This window comes from Campylobacter concisus, from assembly GCF_003048375.1.
GTDB lineage: Bacteria > Campylobacterota > Campylobacteria > Campylobacterales > Campylobacteraceae > Campylobacter_A > Campylobacter_A concisus_T.
This window is the reverse complement of sequence record NZ_CP021642.1, coordinates 594,423-610,370: the sequence shown is the minus strand read 5'-3', so window position 1 is coordinate 610,370 and position 15,948 is coordinate 594,423. Positions and strand designations below refer to the sequence as shown.

The following is a 15,948-nucleotide window of genomic DNA, read 5'->3' as shown; positions in this document are numbered from 1 at the left end:
TTTTACGCTTTTATGCTTAATCTAAGCTCGTTTAAATTTATAGTAAAAGGTGCTGCCTTCATTATAAACGCTATCAACGCCGTATAAAATTTCATGTTTTTGGCAAATTTCACTGACGATATTTAGCCCAAGACCAAAGCCACCTTGGATTTCATCCTCTCTGACGTATCTTTTCCAGACCCTTTTGACGTCCTTTATCCCCTTGCCAAAGTCCTGCACGCTAAGATTTATGCGATCTGCTTCAAGCTCTAAATTTACTATTATCTCGCTCTCTTTTGGGCTGTATTTTATGGCGTTTGTGATGGTGTTATCGATGATGCGCTGAGCTTCTACCTTGCTTAGCATAGTAAATGCCTCACTTGCTAAATTTGTCTTTATCTCGATACTCTTGACATCAGCCACGCTTGAGAGAAATTTCACTCGCTCTTTAACATACTCGCCTAAATTTAGCCGTTCATTTGGAAATTTGATATAGCCACGCTTTATAAAAAACTCGACATCTTCGTAGGTTATTTGCATCTGTTTTAGGGCATTTTTGATGCGTGTTATATACTTGTTTTCAAGCCCTAGCATCTCAAGGTTCATGCCAGCTACGCCAAGTGGGGTCTTTAGCTCGTGCATAGCGTCGTTAAAGAAGTTGTTCATATACTTTTGAAACTCTTTATAAGGCTTTACGCTGCTTAAATATAAAAAATAGACGATAAAAAGCACTGCCACAAGGATGACAAGCAGCATGATGGCTGTTAAAAAGATGTTCTTTTTGTTATCAAGCTCCTTTTCTACGACGATGTAGTAAGGGGTCTTATCTTTTATAAAAAAGCTCTTGTAAAAGAGATATCCGCCCTCTTCTAGCGTTACAAATTTAAAGCTACTTGGCTCTTTGCTAAGCGTTGAGATGACTGGTTTAAAATTGACGTCATAAATCGCAAATTTATATTTTAGTGAGCTAGCTATATTTTCATTTTTGAGAAATGAATTTTTAATGATGGTTTCATGCTTCATAGCGCCAAAGAGAGCCTTTGAGCTGCTATTTTTCTGACTTAAATTTAAGATCACAAAGCTTTGAAAGCAAAAGAGCGACATTATGACAAATGTCGCTATGATCTGGATCTTAAAGCTCTTGTGCATCTATCTTGTAGCCTATGCGCCTCTTTGAGATGATAAAGTTATTGTTTGTCTTGTTTCTTATCTTTAAAACGTGCATCCTTATATCAGCGCCCTCGATCTCTTTGTCGTTCCAGACAAGATCTCTAAGCTCCTCCATACTGACGTAAGAATTTAGATGTGAGACCAAACACTCGACCAAAGCGACCTCTTTTGCGCTAAGATCGACCATCTTGCCATCTTTAAGTAGCACGCGTTTATTTAGGTTGAAGCTAAACTCGTTATTTATCTTTACTATGTTTTTATCATCAGTGCCATAGTACTTTCTCATAAGCTCAGCAACTCTAAATTTAAGCTCAGCTAGCTCAAATGGCTTTTTTAGATACTCGTTACAGCCAAGCTCGTAGCCAATCGCCATATCATCTATATCAACTAAAGATGTCGTTATCATGATAGGAGCGTTTGGATTTAGACTTCTTATATACTTGATGACCTCGTGACCATTTACTCCAGGCACTTTTATGTCAAGTATAAAAAGGTGATAGAAATTTTTTTCTATCAGGTCGCAAGCCTCTTGACCGTCGCTCACCGCTGTAACTTCATAACCAAGCGTCTGCAAAAACTCACAGACGCTCTCTTGAAACCCCAAATCATCTTCTAAAAGCAAAATCTTCAAAATGCTCTCCTAAAAAACAAACTTTAATAAGATTTTTATCTATTGTAATACTTAATAGGTAAATTTCAAATTAAAATTCTTTTTTAAGTATTAAATAAAAATTTGTCCTGCATAGACTATGTAATATCTTAGCAAAAAGACACCACAAATGACTAAAATAGCGTTTAGCACGGCAAATTCGCGTTTGAAATCATGCACCTTTAAAACGCTTAAGTCTAAAATGATAGGCACAGCCATACCAAGACCTATGACACCGATATAAAACATCAGCCCAAGTGAATTTGCGCTAAGTGCGTTTGCTACGCTCTGCGCACCACTTGCACTTGCACCTTTTACAACCATGAAAAGAGCGACTATCAGCAAAAACTCGACTATTATCGCTAAAAAGTCAAATTTTAATAAAAAGTGTGCAGTTTGGTTTTGCGCTCTCTTTTCATCTTTTAGCACGCCAAGAAGCAGCGTAAAAGCACCAGCACAGCTTAAGCCAGAAACTAAGAATAATAGTGGCAAAACAGGCGTGTTCCAAAGTGCGATCTTGTGAGCTGCGCTTAGCAAAAAGCCAGTATATGCGCCAACGCCGATGCCAAGGATGAAAAGTAAAATTCCAAGCAAACCTGAAAGCTTGCTAGCTAAATTTGCAAGCGCGTCAAAAAGTGAAATTTTAAGTGACGCGATCTCGTTTTTAAACGCACCAATCGCGTATATAACGCTAAGAGGCGTATAAACTAGAAGCAGCGCAACGCCTATTGACATAACTGAGTCAAAGTTGTAAAGCAAGAGTATCCAGTAAAAGCTAAGCGGCTTGCCAAGATCAAGCACCAAAAGAGCAAGTCCAAGGATGATTGCCACTGGAGCGATAAGAGCGGCTGCTTTAAAGTAGTAGTTGTCCTTGCCAAATTTATTTGAGATAAGCACAGCAACGATGCTAGCACCTGCGCTAAGTCCTGCTAAAAATAGATAAAAAGCTATCGGCCAGCCCCAGTAAATTTCTGTGTATTGAGCTAGGCTTCCTGACATGTTATTCATGGTGTGCTCCTTTTGTATTTGCGATCATTGCAAGTGAAGGTTTTGTGTTTAACTCCGCTTTTGGCAAGTAGTATTTGCTCTCTTTTAGTTTCTTTGAAATTTTAGAGTTTTCATCATTTACGTCGCCAAAGGTTAGGGCATTTGTAGGGCAGACGCTAACACAAGCTGGCTCTTTGCCCTCTTCTAGCCTACTCTCATAGCAAAATGTGCATTTGCCTATCTCACCATCTGGCAATACGTAGCGAGCGTCGTATGGACAGGCCAGGATGCAGTACTTACAGCTAACGCAAATTCTATGATCAAGCAGCGTCACGCCATCAGCAGTTTTAAAGCTAGCACCAGTTGGGCAAACCTCAACACAAGGTGCATCTTCGCACATAACACAGCTTTGACGTAAAAAGTCAGTTTTTAAATTTGGAAATGTCCCACTCATCTTTGCATGCACCTGCAAGCGGTAAAGTCCCCTTGGCACGTTATTTGCACTTCTGCAAGCTACCGAGCAGCCTTGACAGCCGATGCATAAATTTTCATCATGTATCATCATATATTTTTTCATTTTCTATCCTTACGCTTTACTTATGCTAACGCCAACATTTGTAACCATAGTCGCAGCCACTGGCCCCTCAGCTGGATCAAGAAGCACGCTTGTGTTAAGCCCTACGTGATCTATGCTCTTAAGGCCTGGCGTGATGTGTCCAAAGCCGTGATAGATAAAGAGCGTATCTTCTCTAATGCCCTCAGTCACCATAAGCTTGCCCTTTTGCTCGCCAAATTTATTCTTCACTAAGACTGTGTCGCCGTCACGTAAATTTTGCTTTTTAGCGGTGTTTGGATTGATCCAGATAGGGCTATCGCTCATGAGGTCATTTAAAAATGGAACTGCCTGAGTGTGACCGTTGGTATGAATAGGCGTTTTGCCGCATGTTAGGCAAAGCTCGTGTCCGTCAAATGTGTCCATATCTTTATCATTTAGCGCGCCATATCCTGCAAACTGCGCCTCGACATCAGGTAAAAATAGCTCTATCTTGCCGCTTTTTGTTTTAAGCTTAGCCATATCGTCCATCAAGCCATTTTCTCCTACAAATTTAGCAGCTGCTGGATATTTAGCGACAAATTTATCGATCATGCCTTTTTCTCTAAACAAAATTCCCGGCTCATCCCACGTGATAAAGCCATCTTTTTCTAGTGCGGCAAGTAAATTTACATCTCCGCCAGCTTGCTGCATCCTAAACTCACGTATGTCGTTCCAAGTGTAAAGCTCATCTATCTTCATGCGGCGTGCTAGCTCTCTAAAGATAAACGCCCCGTCCTTCGTGTCGCCAACTGGATCAACGACTTTATTTCTTATCATATAAGCTGGTTTTAGACCTGACTTGTCCTCTATGCCCTCGTCACGCTCTAGGTAACTGCTCTCAGGCAAAATGACATCAGCAAAGGTCGCCATATCGTTTGGATAGACATCGCTCACTACGATGAGCTCAAGCTTCTTCATCGCCTCTATGCTCTTCATCGTCTCAGCTACGTTTATGAGGTGGTTAAAGCGGATGTTAAACCAACCTTTTATGGCGTATGGCTTCTCGTTTAAGATAGCGTTATCTATATCCATCAAAACGCCATGTTTTCTGTTTACAAATTTATGCGCTCCAGCCTCGCCAGCGAAGTCTAGTCTGGTAACTTTTGGCACTTTAAATTTATCATCTGGGTTTTTAAGAACTGGGAATTTATCCTCGCCTACTAGTTTGTTAAAGGTCTTTGCGTTTTTGCCACCAAAAAGACCGCCCTTAACCTCCCAGTTGCCCATCATCGCATTTGCAACCATGATGGCTTTTGTCCTCATGTATTCAGCTCTTGTGGTAGTTGTCTTATGCCCAAAATCAAAAATAACTCTTGGAGCAGCTTTATAAATTTCATCAGCGATGCGTCTAACATCACTTGCTTTTATGCCAGTGATTGTCTCTTGCCATTCAGGCGTTTTGCCCTCTACGCTTTTAACAATCTCATCAAAGCCAGTTGTAAATTTCTCAATAAATTCTTTATCGTAAGTGCCATTTTGTATCCAAGTGTTGATGAGTGCTAGCACAAATGCTAGATCAGTGCCAGGTTTAACTGGTAGCCACTCATCAGCTTTTGCAGCTACAACGCTAAATCTTGGCTCAAGCACAAGTAGCTTTGTGTCCTTGCTAGCTGCAAATTTAGCAAGCTTTTTGGCATCAGCTATGACGATGCCCTCAAAGAGGTTGTGACCAAAATTTACAACGTATTTTGCATTTGCAAAGTCTCTTTTTAGCTTAGCGATGCCATACATCTGCTCGCAGACCATTTGGTAGGTGATCGGACAGCATGAAAAGTGCGAAAAGCAGTTTGGAGAGCCATAAGCTGAGGCGAAATTTACCATTAGCTTGTGCGTTTGCGAGCTTTTACAGGTAAATACAAAGCTTTCAGGACCATACTTTTGCTTGATATCAAGCATCTTTGAAGCGACATAGTCAAGCGCCTCGTCCCAGCTAACCTCACGCCATTTATTTTCGCCTCTCTCGCCAGCTCTGATTAATGGCTTTTTGATCCTATTTTCATCATAGAGCTGGCTAAGTCCTGAGCCGCCTCTTGCACAAAGAGAGGTTGCCGTGCCGCCAGCTTTTGGATTGCCACTTAAAAAGCGAACTTTGCCATCAACGACTTTTGCCTCGATAGGACACCTTGAAGAGCACATCTCACAAAAGCTATGAACGTGCTTTTCGCCTTCATTTGCAGCACCTTGCAAAGCACCACCTGATAGAGATGATGCAGCTGCGCTAACTCCTGCACTGAATTTTAAAAATTCTCGTCTATTTAAGCTCATCTTTCTCCCTTTAAAAGAAATTTTACTTTTTGTTATTTTATTATTTAAAGTTGAAACTAAAATTAAATTTTATTTAATAATTTTTTTTAGTTTTTATTTTTTATGATATGTGAGATTAAATATCAAAATAGAGCAAATTTTAAAAATGATAAATTAAGATGGATTAAATTTTAGCGCGATTTTTGCGTGATTTAAAAAAAGAAAATTTAAATTTGAAATTTAAGAATTTGATATAAAAAATTGAAAATTTAAAGTGGATTAAAAAAGCCGAGAGAGATCTCGGCTTAAGTTTTATATAAGAACTGGAGCTACTATAAATCCAAGGATAACTGATAATGCAACCATTATAGTTCCTGGGATGAAGAATGAGTGGTTAAATACAAATTTACCAACTCTTGTAGTTCCTGTATCGTCCATCGCTATCGCACCTAGTGTTGTAGGATATGTTGGCAATACAAATAGACCAGAAACTGCAGCAAATGAAGCTACAAGTATCCAAATTTGACCTGAATTTTCAGGGCTAGTCATACCAAGAGCAGCAGCAACAGCAGGCATCATAACCTTTGTTGTAGCAGCTTGAGAGTATAGCAAGCAGCTTAAGAAATAAAGTGCAACAGCTAGGATAAATGGATACTGAGTAACGAAGTCTTTTGCAACCTCTTTGATAGCATCAAGGTGTCCATTAACAAATGTTGTACCAAGCCATGCGATACCAACAACGCAGATGCACGCATTCATACCACTTTGGAAAGTGCTAGTTGATAGAAGTTTGCCTGTCTCAACTTTGCAAGCTACTGCTATCGTAAAGCCAATAGTTAGCATAAAGCTAATGATAGCTGCATCTCTTGAAAGGATAGGTTTTTCTACTAAATTTAAGCTCTTTGAGATGCAAAGCGCATAACAAACAACGATCAAAACGCCAACTGCAAAGATAGCAACTGATCTTTTTGCGTATGGTTTTGGCTCGTGATACTCGACATCCTTAACCTCTGCAACCAAACCTTTTGCAAGTCTATCTTGATAGATAGGATCTTTTGAAAGGTCAAGATCGTAAAATTTATTGATAATAAACGCAGTGATAATCATCGCAACAAATGTAGTTGATATACAAATAAATAGCAACACTGGATAGCTAACACCTAACTTCTCACATAGACCACTCATAGCAACAAACGCAGCTGAGATAGGACTTGCAGTGATCGCTACTTGAGAAGAGACAACTGAAAGCGCAAGCGGAGCTGAAGGTTTGATATTTTGAGTTTTTGCAACCTCAACGATAACAGGGATCATAGAAAACGCAGTGTGTCCAGTACCTGCAAGGATAGTTAAAAAGTAAGTAACTATCGGAGCAAGAAAGTTGATCTGTTTTGGATTCTTGCGTAAAATTTTAGTTGCTACTTGAACTAAATAATCAAGTCCGCCCGCAACTTGCAAAGCTGTGATCGCTGAGATAACTGAAGCGATGATCAAGATAACATCCATAGGGATGTCTTTCATATCGACTTTCATACCAAGTAAAGCGAGTATCACAACGCCTAGACCACCTGCGTAGCCAACGCCCATACCACCTAGTTTGACACCAAGATAGATGCCGCCAAATAGGACTATAATCTGTAAGATCAGCATTATATCCATCGAAAACTCCTTTATTAAATTTTATTACTAAAATCACCACTTAAGCGTGTCAGAATTCTGGCACGCTTTTAATAATACTTTGCTTAAATTTTTACTTAACCATGCTCGGATTTAGCATATTTTTAGGCTCTAAAATCTTATCGATCTCTTCTTTGCTTAGATAGCCTCTCTCTAGGCAGATATCGCCAACTGCCTTGCCTGTTTGAAGAGCTTCTTTAGCGATGCTTGCTGATTTTTCGTAACCGATATATGGGTTAAATGCTGTTACGATACCAACTGAGCCAAGAACTGATTTTAAGCAAGCCTCAGGGTTTGCAGTAAGTTTTTTGATAGCTTTTTCAGCTAGTGTTTTCATAGCATTTTCAAGGATAAATATAGAGTTAAATAGCGCATAAGCGATGCCTGGCTCAAATGCATTTAGCTCAAATTCGCCTCTTTCAGAGCAAAGCATAATAGTTACGTCATTGCCGATAACCTCATAGCAAGCTTCACCTACAACCTCAGCGATAACTGGATTTACCTTGCCTGGCATGATTGAGCTGCCTGGTTGCATTTGAGGCAAATTTATCTCACCAAGACCGCATCTTGGGCCTGAGTTCATTAGTCTTAAGTCATTTGCGATTTTTGAAAGTCTAACAGCTGCGGTTTTAAGCGCACCACTTACGTGGACAAAGTCTGCAGTATCTTGCGTAGCAGCGATAAAATCATCAGCCTTTTTAAAATCAACTCCAGTGATCTCTTTTAGTTTTTTAACAACTACATTTTTATACTCTGGGTGGCAGTTGATGCCTGTGCCTATCGCAGTTGCACCCATGTTTAGATGCGTCATTGACTCACGAGCAGCTGTGATCTTTTCGATGTCACTTTTGATGTAGCTTGCAAATGCGTTAAAAGTGTTGCCAAGTGTTGTAGGAACGGCATCTTCAAGCTCTGTTCTACCCATTTTGATGATATCTTTAAATTCTTTTGCTTTTTTCTCAAGCTCATCTTTTAGTAAATTCATAGCAGCAAGCAAGTCAGTAAGTTTTGCATAAGTTGCTACTTTAATAGAGCTTGGATAAGTATCATTTGTGCTTTGTCCAAGGTTTGTGTGGTCATTTGGATGGATGTATTGATACTCGCCTTTTTTGTGACCAAGGCTCTCAAGCGCGATGTTTGTGATAACCTCGTTTGAGTTCATATTTGTACTTGTTCCTGCTCCACCTTGAACCATATCAACGACAAATTGATCTAAAAACTCGCCAGCTATTACTCTATCAGCAGCTTTTGCCAAAGCATCAGCTATCTTTGGATCTAAAACGCCAACCTCTTTATTTGCAAGCGCAGCAGCTTTTTTGATCTGTGCAAATGCCTTTACAAAGTATGGATACTCTTTTAATGTTCTACCGCTCATGTGGAAGTTTTCAGTAGCCCTAAATGTTTGGATACCATAGTAAAAATTGTCAGAAATTTCCAACTCGCCAATAAAATCATGTTCTCTTCTGGTTGCCATAACAGCTTCTCCTTAGTAAAAATTTGTTACCGAGTGAAATTATATAGGTATTTGAGATTTTAAATATTAATGACTACTTAATTTTTTTAAGCTTTAAGTTTTTGACTTGATATGGCGCTCTTTTAAAGAAAATTATATTTCATATTTAAGCTGATTTTTAGGAATTTGCTTGTCTAAATTGTTATATTACTAATAATATCACTTTTTTATTATATAAAAAGGGTCAAATTAACTCAGATTTGTCCTACACTTTAAGTTTAAAAGCCATTTTTGAGAAAATTTAACAAATAATTAATGTAAATTTAAAGTTTAAACAACACAAAAATAAAAAAATTAAGTTAAACTTTAATTATAATATTACTTCGTGACACATTTATATGATGAAAATTTAAAATTTGCAGCTCTATCTAAATTTACAAACTCGCTATGAATGGTAAATTTAAGGGGATAAATTTAAGCTGCCCCTAGAAATTTCCTAGAGGCAAAGTAGCATTTAGCCTTCAAGTCCTAAATTTGCTCTATACTCTTCGTATGTGCCTTTAAAATCAACGACTTCGCCACTACCTTTTAGGTGTAAAATTCTATTTGCAAAGGCATCTATCAGCTCCCTGTCGTGGCTCACGCAGATGACTGAGCCACTAAAGTTGTAAAACGCCTCGCCAAGCGCAATGATAGCCTCAAGATCAAGGTGGTTATTTGGCTCGTCCATGACAAGTAAATTTGGACGATGAAGCATAAGTTGAGCTAGCCTTACACGGTGCTTTTCGCCACCACTTAGCGCGCCGACTGCCTTTTCTTGCTCAGCACCGCTAAAGAGCATCCTACCAAGACACTTTCTGATCTCGTCGATGTCTTTGTTTTTGGCATCTTGGAGGTACTCATAAAGCTTTAGCTCGCCCTCTATCTTATTTACTGTATCTTGCGCAAAATACCCTGGCTCTATGGTCGCACCTATATGTACCTCGCCCACGTCAGGCTTTAGCTCGCCCATTATAATCTTACAAAGTGTACTTTTACCAACGCCATTGTGACCGATGATAGCTAGCTTGTCGCCCTTTTCGAGCTTGAAATTTAACCCGTCAAATATCACTTTATCATCAAATTTCTTACTTACGTTTTTAAGCTCAATTAGTTCATTGCCTATCTCGCGGTTTGCACGAAATAAAATGCTTGGATCACGTCTGCTTGAGACAGCGATCTCTGCTATGTCGAGCTTTTCAAGCTGTTTTGCACGTGAGGTCGCCTGCTTTGCCTTGCTCGCATTTGCTGAAAATCTCGCGATAAATTTCTCTAGCTCCTCTTTCTCTTTTAGCTTCTTATCACGCTCCATCTCATGCTGCTTTGCAATCAAATTTGCAGCCATATACCAGTCGTCGTAGTTGCCTGAAAACTCGCGAATTTTCTTAAAATCCACGTCCAAAATGTTTGTGCAAACCCTATTTAAAAAGTGCCTGTCGTGACTGATAACCACAAGTGTGCCCTCGTGGCGGTTTAGCTCGTTTTCTAGCCATGCGATTGCGTCTATATCAAGGTTGTTTGTTGGCTCGTCTAAGAACAAGATGTCTGGCTTTGGAAATAGCACTTGAGCCAGCAAAACCTTAACTTTATCCGAGTTTTCAACCTCGCTCATAAGCTTATCAAATTCATTTAGTCCAAGCGAGCTTAAAATTTTTTCTATCCTAGTCTCGTACTCGTAGCTTGGATCCTCTTCAGCGCTTATCATCTCAAGCTCGCTTAAGCGCTCGTTTATCTCATCTGTAAATTCCTCGCTCATATAGAGCTTTTCTTTCTCTTTTACAGCGTCATATAGGCGTTTGTTGCCATAAAGCACGGCATCTTTTAGCGTGAAATTTTCAAACGCAAACTGATCTTGCCCAAGCACACCAACCTTTAGTCCATTTTCTATGATGATCTCGCCGCTAGTTGGCTCAATAGCTCCGCTTAAAATTTTTAAAAATGTCGATTTACCAGCGCCATTTGCGCCGATTAGTCCGTATCTGTTGTGGCGATTTAGCTTTAAATTTACATCCTCAAATAGCAAACTGCTTGCAAATCTTTGAGTAAGTCCCCTAACTTCTAACATTATTTTTCCTTGAATTTATTTTTTGCGATTTTGCCTAAAATTTGATTAAAAAGCCATTTGCTACTTTAGTCTAAAATGCCCCGTGATCTTGTAGCTATAAAGTATGTTTTCTTCTTGCACGCCAGAGCCGATATTGTGGATGACAAGCGGCGTTTGGCCTTCAAATTTATCTGAGATCACGCCGATGTGAGGTAGATTTCTTGGGAGCATCCATGTGACGATATCCCCTGGCAGAAATTTATCATCGCTCACCTCAAAACCTTTTCTTTTTAGATAGGTAGCGATGTTTAAAACGCGCCTGTGATCGATGTTTTTATCAGCCTTTTTAAGTCCCCATTTTTTAGGATATCTTGCGAAATTTCTACTCATATCTTCAAAAATAAGCCTTTGCAGATCCATATCCTGATGACGTAGCGCCCTTACCACAACGTCGGTGCAAACGCCCTTTTTGATATCCACGTCGCCCATTGGGTAAGCAAGCCTTTCATAGCTTGGATCATAACTTAGCGTCACGCCGATCTGCGACCTAGCGTCATTTACAAATTTACTCGCCGAAAAAGCAAAAATTTGCGTGGCAAAAAGAGCTAAAAGTAGAAAATTCTTCATTTTCTACTTTAAAAGCATAGTTTTTAAGATGCGTTTTCCTATCTCAACGCCTGGTTGATCGTATGTGTTGATGCCTAGCATGATACCAGTGGCCGAGGTTAGTAGCTCATAGTAAAAAATGAGCCAGCCAGCATGAAACTCATCAAGCCTCTCAAGCGTGATAGTATCGACACTTATGCCCTCTTGCACCAGCGCCATAGCAGTCGCGTCGCACTGCAAATTTATAAGCTCATTTAGGCTTAGACCCGCCACAAAATCGCACTCTTCAAGCCCTTTTAGGCTTAAATTTGGGATAGTCTTGTCGCTTGCGTGATCTTTTATCTTTATAAATGTCACACTCTTATCTTTTACGCCGTCCATGATAAGCTGCAAAAAGCTGTGCTGGTCGCGGCTACCAACAAGTCCGACTGGCGTAAGGCCGACCCTTTTATAGCCTCTTTTTTTACCAAGGCTCTCCGCCCAAAGCTGCACGTACCAGTCGTTAAATTCAAAAAATCTATCGCAATAGCTAAATATGACATTTATGCTAGCACTTCTGCTAGTGGCGTAGTGGTAGGCTTTAGCGACTATTGAGCTATCTTTTTGCTCGATGTATTGCTTTTTACAAGCAAGCGCGCCCTCCAAAAGTGCCTTTATATCGTAGCCGCAGATACCAAGAGGCACAAGACCGATCGCACTTAGCACGCTAAATCTCCCGCCAACATTTTTTGGGATGTTAAAAAATTTAATGCCATTTTCTTTGGCGAAATTTTCTAAATTTGTCCCAGGATCAGTTATGATGAGGAAATTTTTACCTAAATTTTGAGGCTTAAAGTCATCAAGCAAGCACTTAAAAATAGTGATCGTCTCGATCGTGTTGCCTGATTTTGAGCTTATTATAAAAAGGGTCTCGTCAAAATTTAGCCCACTAAGCGTGCTTTTGTAGCTGCAAGGATCGACGTTATCTAAAAACAAAAGCTCTCTTTTTATCCATTTTGTGCCTTCAAGCATCGATTTTAGCGCCTTTACGCCAAGACTGCTGCCACCAATGCCAACAAGTACTACATTTTTGATATGAGCTAGCCCCTTCTCATATTCCTTGATCTCGCCGAGCAAATTTTGCCCAAGAGCTGGCAGGTGGTAGTAGCCTATCTCGCCGCTTTCGTACTCGTCGTTTATGCGTTTGGCATAGGAGTCGATGACCTCGCTGCTTGCAAAGTTAAATTTAAATGAAGTTTCTATCATTTACTGCGCTCGTAAAAGAAATTTGTAGCCTCGACAAAGCCATCGATGCTGCCACAATCAAACCTCTTGCCCTTAAATTTATAAGCTAGCACCATGCCATCTTTTGCCTGCGTTTTTAGCGCGTCTGTGATCTGGATTTCGCCGTTTTTGCCTGGTTTTGTTCGCTCTAAGATGTTAAAAATATCTGGCGTTAGGATGTAGCGCCCAATTATCGCTAAATTTGTCGGAGCCTCGGCAGGATCAGGCTTTTCAACCATATCATCTACCATTATAAGATCATCTTCTATAAACCTACCACTTACGACGCCGTAAGACTTGGTCTGCTCTTTTGGCACCTCCATCACTGCAACGACACTGCAGCGATACTTTTCATAAATTTTAACCATTTGCGAAAGCACGCCCTCGCCGTTTTCATTTATACATAGATCATCTGCCAAAATGACCCCAAATGCCTCATCTCGAACTAGCGTTTTACCCGTATAAATGGCGTGTCCAAGCCCTTTCATAGCATTTTGCCTAGTAAATGAAAATGTGCATGAGCTCATTAAATTTCTAACTTCGCTAAGCAGTGACTCTTTTGAGCTGCCTGCGATCTCTTTTTCTAGCTCGTAACTGATGTCAAAATAGTCCTCAAGCGCCCTTTTTCCGCGTCCTGTGACAAAGGCCATATTATCCATGCCAGCCTCAAGCGCCTCATCAACGCCGTAGTGAATGAGCGGTTTTGTAAGGATCGGCAACATCTCTTTTGGGAGTGATTTTGTAGCTGGTAAAAACCTCGTTCCATATCCAGCCGCTGGAAATAGGCAAGTTTGTATCATTTTAGTCCTTCGTGAAAAATTGCAAAATTCTACTATCTTTTCCTTAATAATATAAATTTGTCTGAATTTACAAGGCTTTAATTAGCAAATTGATAAGATTTTTAAAATTTTTAAAAAAGAGCAAATTTGCAGACGATTGATAGGATTTTCAAAGCCCAGCTTGATATAAAAAAGTCAAATTTCTTAGCATTTTTGTGCCCGATAAGCTCGTTTAAAAGCTTGCACGAACACCTAAAAGAGGAGCATTTTAAGGCCGTTCATGTAGTTTGGGCGACAAGGGAGCTAAACAAATACGGACAAATCGTTGAAAATCAAAGCGATGATGGCGAGCCAAAGGGCACTAGCGGCCAGCCAAGCCTAAACGCGCTAAGAGGAGCCCAGCTTATAAATGTTGGTGTCTTGATAGTTCGCTACTTTGGCGGGATAAAGCTTGGCACTGGAGGGCTTGTTAGGGCCTACTCAGGGGCTGTGAATGAAGCGATAAATGAAGCCATAAAAGATGGTGGCGTGATGAAATTTGAGTTAAAAGATGAGGTTAAATTTTTTACGCCATTTTCGCTGATGAGCCGCTTTGAGCACTATTTTTCCACTAAAAATTTAAGCGAGTTTGAAAGAGAATTTAATGACCTCGGAGCGATCTGGAGCGTAAATTTAAACGAGGCTGAGTTTGCTGAGCTATTTAAATTTTGCAAAGAATTTGAAGCAAGCGAGTTTAAATTTCTAGCCTTGCCACTTGCCAGCAAAGCGCTGTTTATTTATTAATTGTAAAATCGCATAAATTTAAAAAGAAAGTAAAAAATGGAAATTTGGAACGACATTTATAACCACTTTAACCCAGTCGCCTTTAGCCTCTTTGGCTTTAGCGTGCACTGGTATGGGCTTATGTATATTTTGGCCCTTGTTTTGGCGCTTGCCATGGCAAAGTATCTCGTTAAAAAAGATGATATCCCTATCTCAAATCAACTTTTAGATAACTACTTTTTTTGGGTAGAAATAGGCGTCATTTTAGGCGCTAGACTTGGCTGGGTTTTAGTTTATTCTGGCGAAGCGGGATATTATCTAACGCAGCCTTGGCAAATTTTTAATCCAATCCACAACGGCGAGTTTATAGGAATTCGCGGCATGAGCTATCACGGCGCTGTGGTTGGCTTTTTGCTAGCGACAATTTTATTTTGCAAAAGATATAAGCAAAATGCTTGGCAGCTACTTGATCTTTGCGCCATTTGCATACCTTTTGGCTACACCTTTGGCAGGATAGGAAATTTCTTAAATCAAGAGCTTTTTGGACGCGTCACAGACGTGCCTTGGGCGATAAACGTCTTTGGTCAGCCAAGACATCCAAGCCAGCTTTATGAAGCATTCTTAGAAGGTTTAGTTATTTTTGTTGTTTTATTTTTATATAGAAAATATAAGAAATTTAATGGCGAGCTCATAGCACTTTACGCCATTTTATACACATTTGCAAGATTTATTTGTGAATTTTACAGAGAGCCTGATTCTGGACTTGGATTTATTATTTTTGGTCTATCAATGGGGCAAATTTTATCACTTATTATGTGCGGGTTCGGAATTTTTGTCTATATTAAACTCTATAAGAGATTTACGAAAATTTAATGTCAATATTTAAAATTTATTAAAGTAAAGTTCTGATAACATTAGCTTTATCAATTAATGCTAATGTTTAAATTAGTATTAAGAAATGATAACTTATTTCAAATTTCTTAGGAGGGCTCATGACCGGGCTTATAGAAGGTTTTTTGGGGAAACGGTCGGACGGCAAAAAAAGCCGCACTCCAGCCGCTTGGGATAGATGGCAAAGTATTACAGGATTTATTCTAGCCTGTTTCATATTGTGCCATATGGTTTTTACTTCTACTATACTACTTGGCAAAGACGCATTTAACGCTGTCGTAGGATTTGCAGAGGCTAAATTTTTATTTGGCGAGGCTACTTGGTGGATCACAAATGTTATAGCTGCTGTTATCTTTGTAGTTTTTGTAACTCACGCCTTCTTGGCAATGAGAAAATTTCCTGCAAATTATAGACAATACTTAATGTTTAGAGGCCACAAAGACCGCATGAAGCACCTTGATACCACACTTTGGTGGTTTCAGTTTTTAACAGGCTTTGCTCTATTTTTTGCAGCAAGCGCTCACCTTATAGATATTATCTTTGGCGGACACATCACTGCTGACAAATCAGCTGCTGCTTTTCACAAACTAGAAATTTTCTACTTCGCACTACTTGTTTTCATGGTCGTTCACGCTAGCGTTGGCATGTACCGCTTATATGTCAAATGGGTAAGCATTGATGGCGTAAATAAACACGAAATGTTTGCCAAAAGAAATAAGGCAAAGACAGTTGTATTTGTCATTTATGGCATACTTGCTGTGATCGCGCTAATCGCCGATTTCGTGTGGATCAGCCATTAAAAAGGAGCTAGAA

Annotated in this window: 14 protein-coding genes; 3 read left to right on the top strand and 11 right to left on the bottom strand. The window is 39.7% G+C overall.

Translation table 11 applies throughout. The annotated features are described in order from the left end of the window. Window positions 1–21: 21 nt before the first annotated feature. From CCS77_RS03005 to galU, 11 genes are all read right to left on the bottom strand, one after another. Entirely contained in the window at window positions 22–1,128 is a 1,107-nt protein-coding gene (locus CCS77_RS03005; RefSeq protein WP_107916537.1) for a sensor histidine kinase, read from the bottom strand. Further along, a complete protein-coding gene (locus CCS77_RS03000) occupies window positions 1,112–1,780 on the bottom strand; it encodes a response regulator transcription factor (RefSeq protein ID WP_103611339.1) in 669 nt (222 codons plus the stop codon). Before CCS77_RS03000 ends, CCS77_RS03005 begins: the two co-directional genes overlap by 17 nt. Window positions 1,781–1,870: 90 nt before the next feature. After that, complete coding sequence (nrfD, locus tag CCS77_RS02995; RefSeq protein WP_107916536.1) at window positions 1,871–2,806, bottom strand: NrfD/PsrC family molybdoenzyme membrane anchor subunit; 936 nt, start codon at window positions 2,804–2,806, stop codon at window positions 1,871–1,873. Then, window positions 2,799–3,362 carry a 4Fe-4S dicluster domain-containing protein gene (locus CCS77_RS02990; protein WP_012140133.1) on the bottom strand — a complete coding sequence of 188 codons (564 nt, stop codon included), beginning with the start codon at window positions 3,360–3,362 and terminating at the stop codon, window positions 2,799–2,801. Before CCS77_RS02990 ends, nrfD begins: the two co-directional genes overlap by 8 nt. Before the next feature lie 9 nt (window positions 3,363–3,371). Beyond that, entirely contained in the window at window positions 3,372–5,645 is a 2,274-nt protein-coding gene (gene phsA, locus CCS77_RS02985) for a thiosulfate reductase PhsA (protein WP_107916535.1), read from the bottom strand. Between the two features lie 291 nt (window positions 5,646–5,936). Continuing rightward, window positions 5,937–7,280, bottom strand: coding sequence for an anaerobic C4-dicarboxylate transporter (locus CCS77_RS02980; RefSeq protein WP_021090082.1), 1,344 nt, complete (start codon window positions 7,278–7,280; stop codon window positions 5,937–5,939). Between the two features lie 91 nt (window positions 7,281–7,371). Next, window positions 7,372–8,772, bottom strand: a complete 1,401-nt coding sequence (locus CCS77_RS02975; RefSeq protein ID WP_012140135.1) for an aspartate ammonia-lyase — start codon at window positions 8,770–8,772, stop codon at window positions 7,372–7,374. Between the two features lie 493 nt (window positions 8,773–9,265). Further along, the gene (locus CCS77_RS02970) at window positions 9,266–10,855 is read right to left on the bottom strand and encodes an ABC-F family ATP-binding cassette domain-containing protein (protein ID WP_107916534.1); all 1,590 of its coding nucleotides are present in this window, start codon (window positions 10,853–10,855) and stop codon (window positions 9,266–9,268) included. A 60-nt stretch (window positions 10,856–10,915) separates the two neighbouring features. Continuing rightward, window positions 10,916–11,461 carry a DUF1287 domain-containing protein gene (locus CCS77_RS02965; protein ID WP_107916533.1) on the bottom strand — a complete coding sequence of 182 codons (546 nt, stop codon included), beginning with the start codon at window positions 11,459–11,461 and terminating at the stop codon, window positions 10,916–10,918. Window positions 11,462–11,464: 3 nt separating this feature from the next. Next, window positions 11,465–12,685 carry a glucose-6-phosphate isomerase gene (locus tag CCS77_RS02960; protein WP_107916532.1) on the bottom strand — a complete coding sequence of 407 codons (1,221 nt, stop codon included), beginning with the start codon at window positions 12,683–12,685 and terminating at the stop codon, window positions 11,465–11,467. After that, on the bottom strand, window positions 12,682–13,503 hold the full coding sequence (gene galU / locus CCS77_RS02955; protein ID WP_009294249.1) for a UTP--glucose-1-phosphate uridylyltransferase GalU: 822 nt from the start codon (window positions 13,501–13,503) through the stop codon (window positions 12,682–12,684). The genes CCS77_RS02960 and galU overlap by 4 nt, the downstream gene beginning before the upstream one ends. A 126-nt stretch (window positions 13,504–13,629) precedes the next feature. On the opposite strand from galU, the gene CCS77_RS02950 reads away from it, so the two are divergent. From CCS77_RS02950 to CCS77_RS02940, 3 genes are all read left to right on the top strand, one after another. Beyond that, window positions 13,630–14,265, top strand: coding sequence for an IMPACT family protein (locus CCS77_RS02950; protein ID WP_107916531.1), 636 nt, complete (start codon window positions 13,630–13,632; stop codon window positions 14,263–14,265). 36 nt (window positions 14,266–14,301) lie between these two features. After that, on the top strand, window positions 14,302–15,117 hold the full coding sequence (lgt, locus tag CCS77_RS02945; RefSeq protein ID WP_107916530.1) for a prolipoprotein diacylglyceryl transferase: 816 nt from the start codon (window positions 14,302–14,304) through the stop codon (window positions 15,115–15,117). Window positions 15,118–15,236: 119 nt separating this feature from the next. Next, the gene (locus tag CCS77_RS02940; RefSeq protein WP_035160410.1) at window positions 15,237–15,935 is read left to right on the top strand and encodes a fumarate reductase cytochrome b subunit; all 699 of its coding nucleotides are present in this window, start codon (window positions 15,237–15,239) and stop codon (window positions 15,933–15,935) included. Window positions 15,936–15,948 lie beyond the last annotated feature (13 nt).

Bases quoted from the DNA above. Each gene is read 5' to 3' on its own strand.
- CCS77_RS03005 (WP_107916537.1), bottom strand. From the start codon at position 1,128: ATGCACAAGAGCTTTAAGATCCAGATCATAGCGACATTTGTCATAATG.
- nrfD (WP_107916536.1), bottom strand. From the start codon at position 2,806: ATGAATAACATGTCAGGAAGCCTAGCTCAATACACAGAAATTTACTGG.
- CCS77_RS02990 (WP_012140133.1), bottom strand. From the start codon at position 3,362: ATGAAAAAATATATGATGATACATGATGAAAATTTATGCATCGGCTGT.
- phsA (WP_107916535.1), bottom strand. From the start codon at position 5,645: ATGAGCTTAAATAGACGAGAATTTTTAAAATTCAGTGCAGGAGTTAGC.
- CCS77_RS02980 (WP_021090082.1), bottom strand. From the start codon at position 7,280: ATGGATATAATGCTGATCTTACAGATTATAGTCCTATTTGGCGGCATC.
- CCS77_RS02975 (WP_012140135.1), bottom strand. From the start codon at position 8,772: ATGGCAACCAGAAGAGAACATGATTTTATTGGCGAGTTGGAAATTTCT.
- CCS77_RS02970 (WP_107916534.1), bottom strand. From the start codon at position 10,855: ATGTTAGAAGTTAGGGGACTTACTCAAAGATTTGCAAGCAGTTTGCTA.
- CCS77_RS02965 (WP_107916533.1), bottom strand. From the start codon at position 11,461: ATGAAGAATTTTCTACTTTTAGCTCTTTTTGCCACGCAAATTTTTGCT.
- CCS77_RS02960 (WP_107916532.1), bottom strand. From the start codon at position 12,685: ATGATAGAAACTTCATTTAAATTTAACTTTGCAAGCAGCGAGGTCATC.
- galU (WP_009294249.1), bottom strand. From the start codon at position 13,503: ATGATACAAACTTGCCTATTTCCAGCGGCTGGATATGGAACGAGGTTT.
- lgt (WP_107916530.1), top strand. From the start codon at position 14,302: ATGGAAATTTGGAACGACATTTATAACCACTTTAACCCAGTCGCCTTT.
- CCS77_RS02940 (WP_035160410.1), top strand. From the start codon at position 15,237: ATGACCGGGCTTATAGAAGGTTTTTTGGGGAAACGGTCGGACGGCAAA.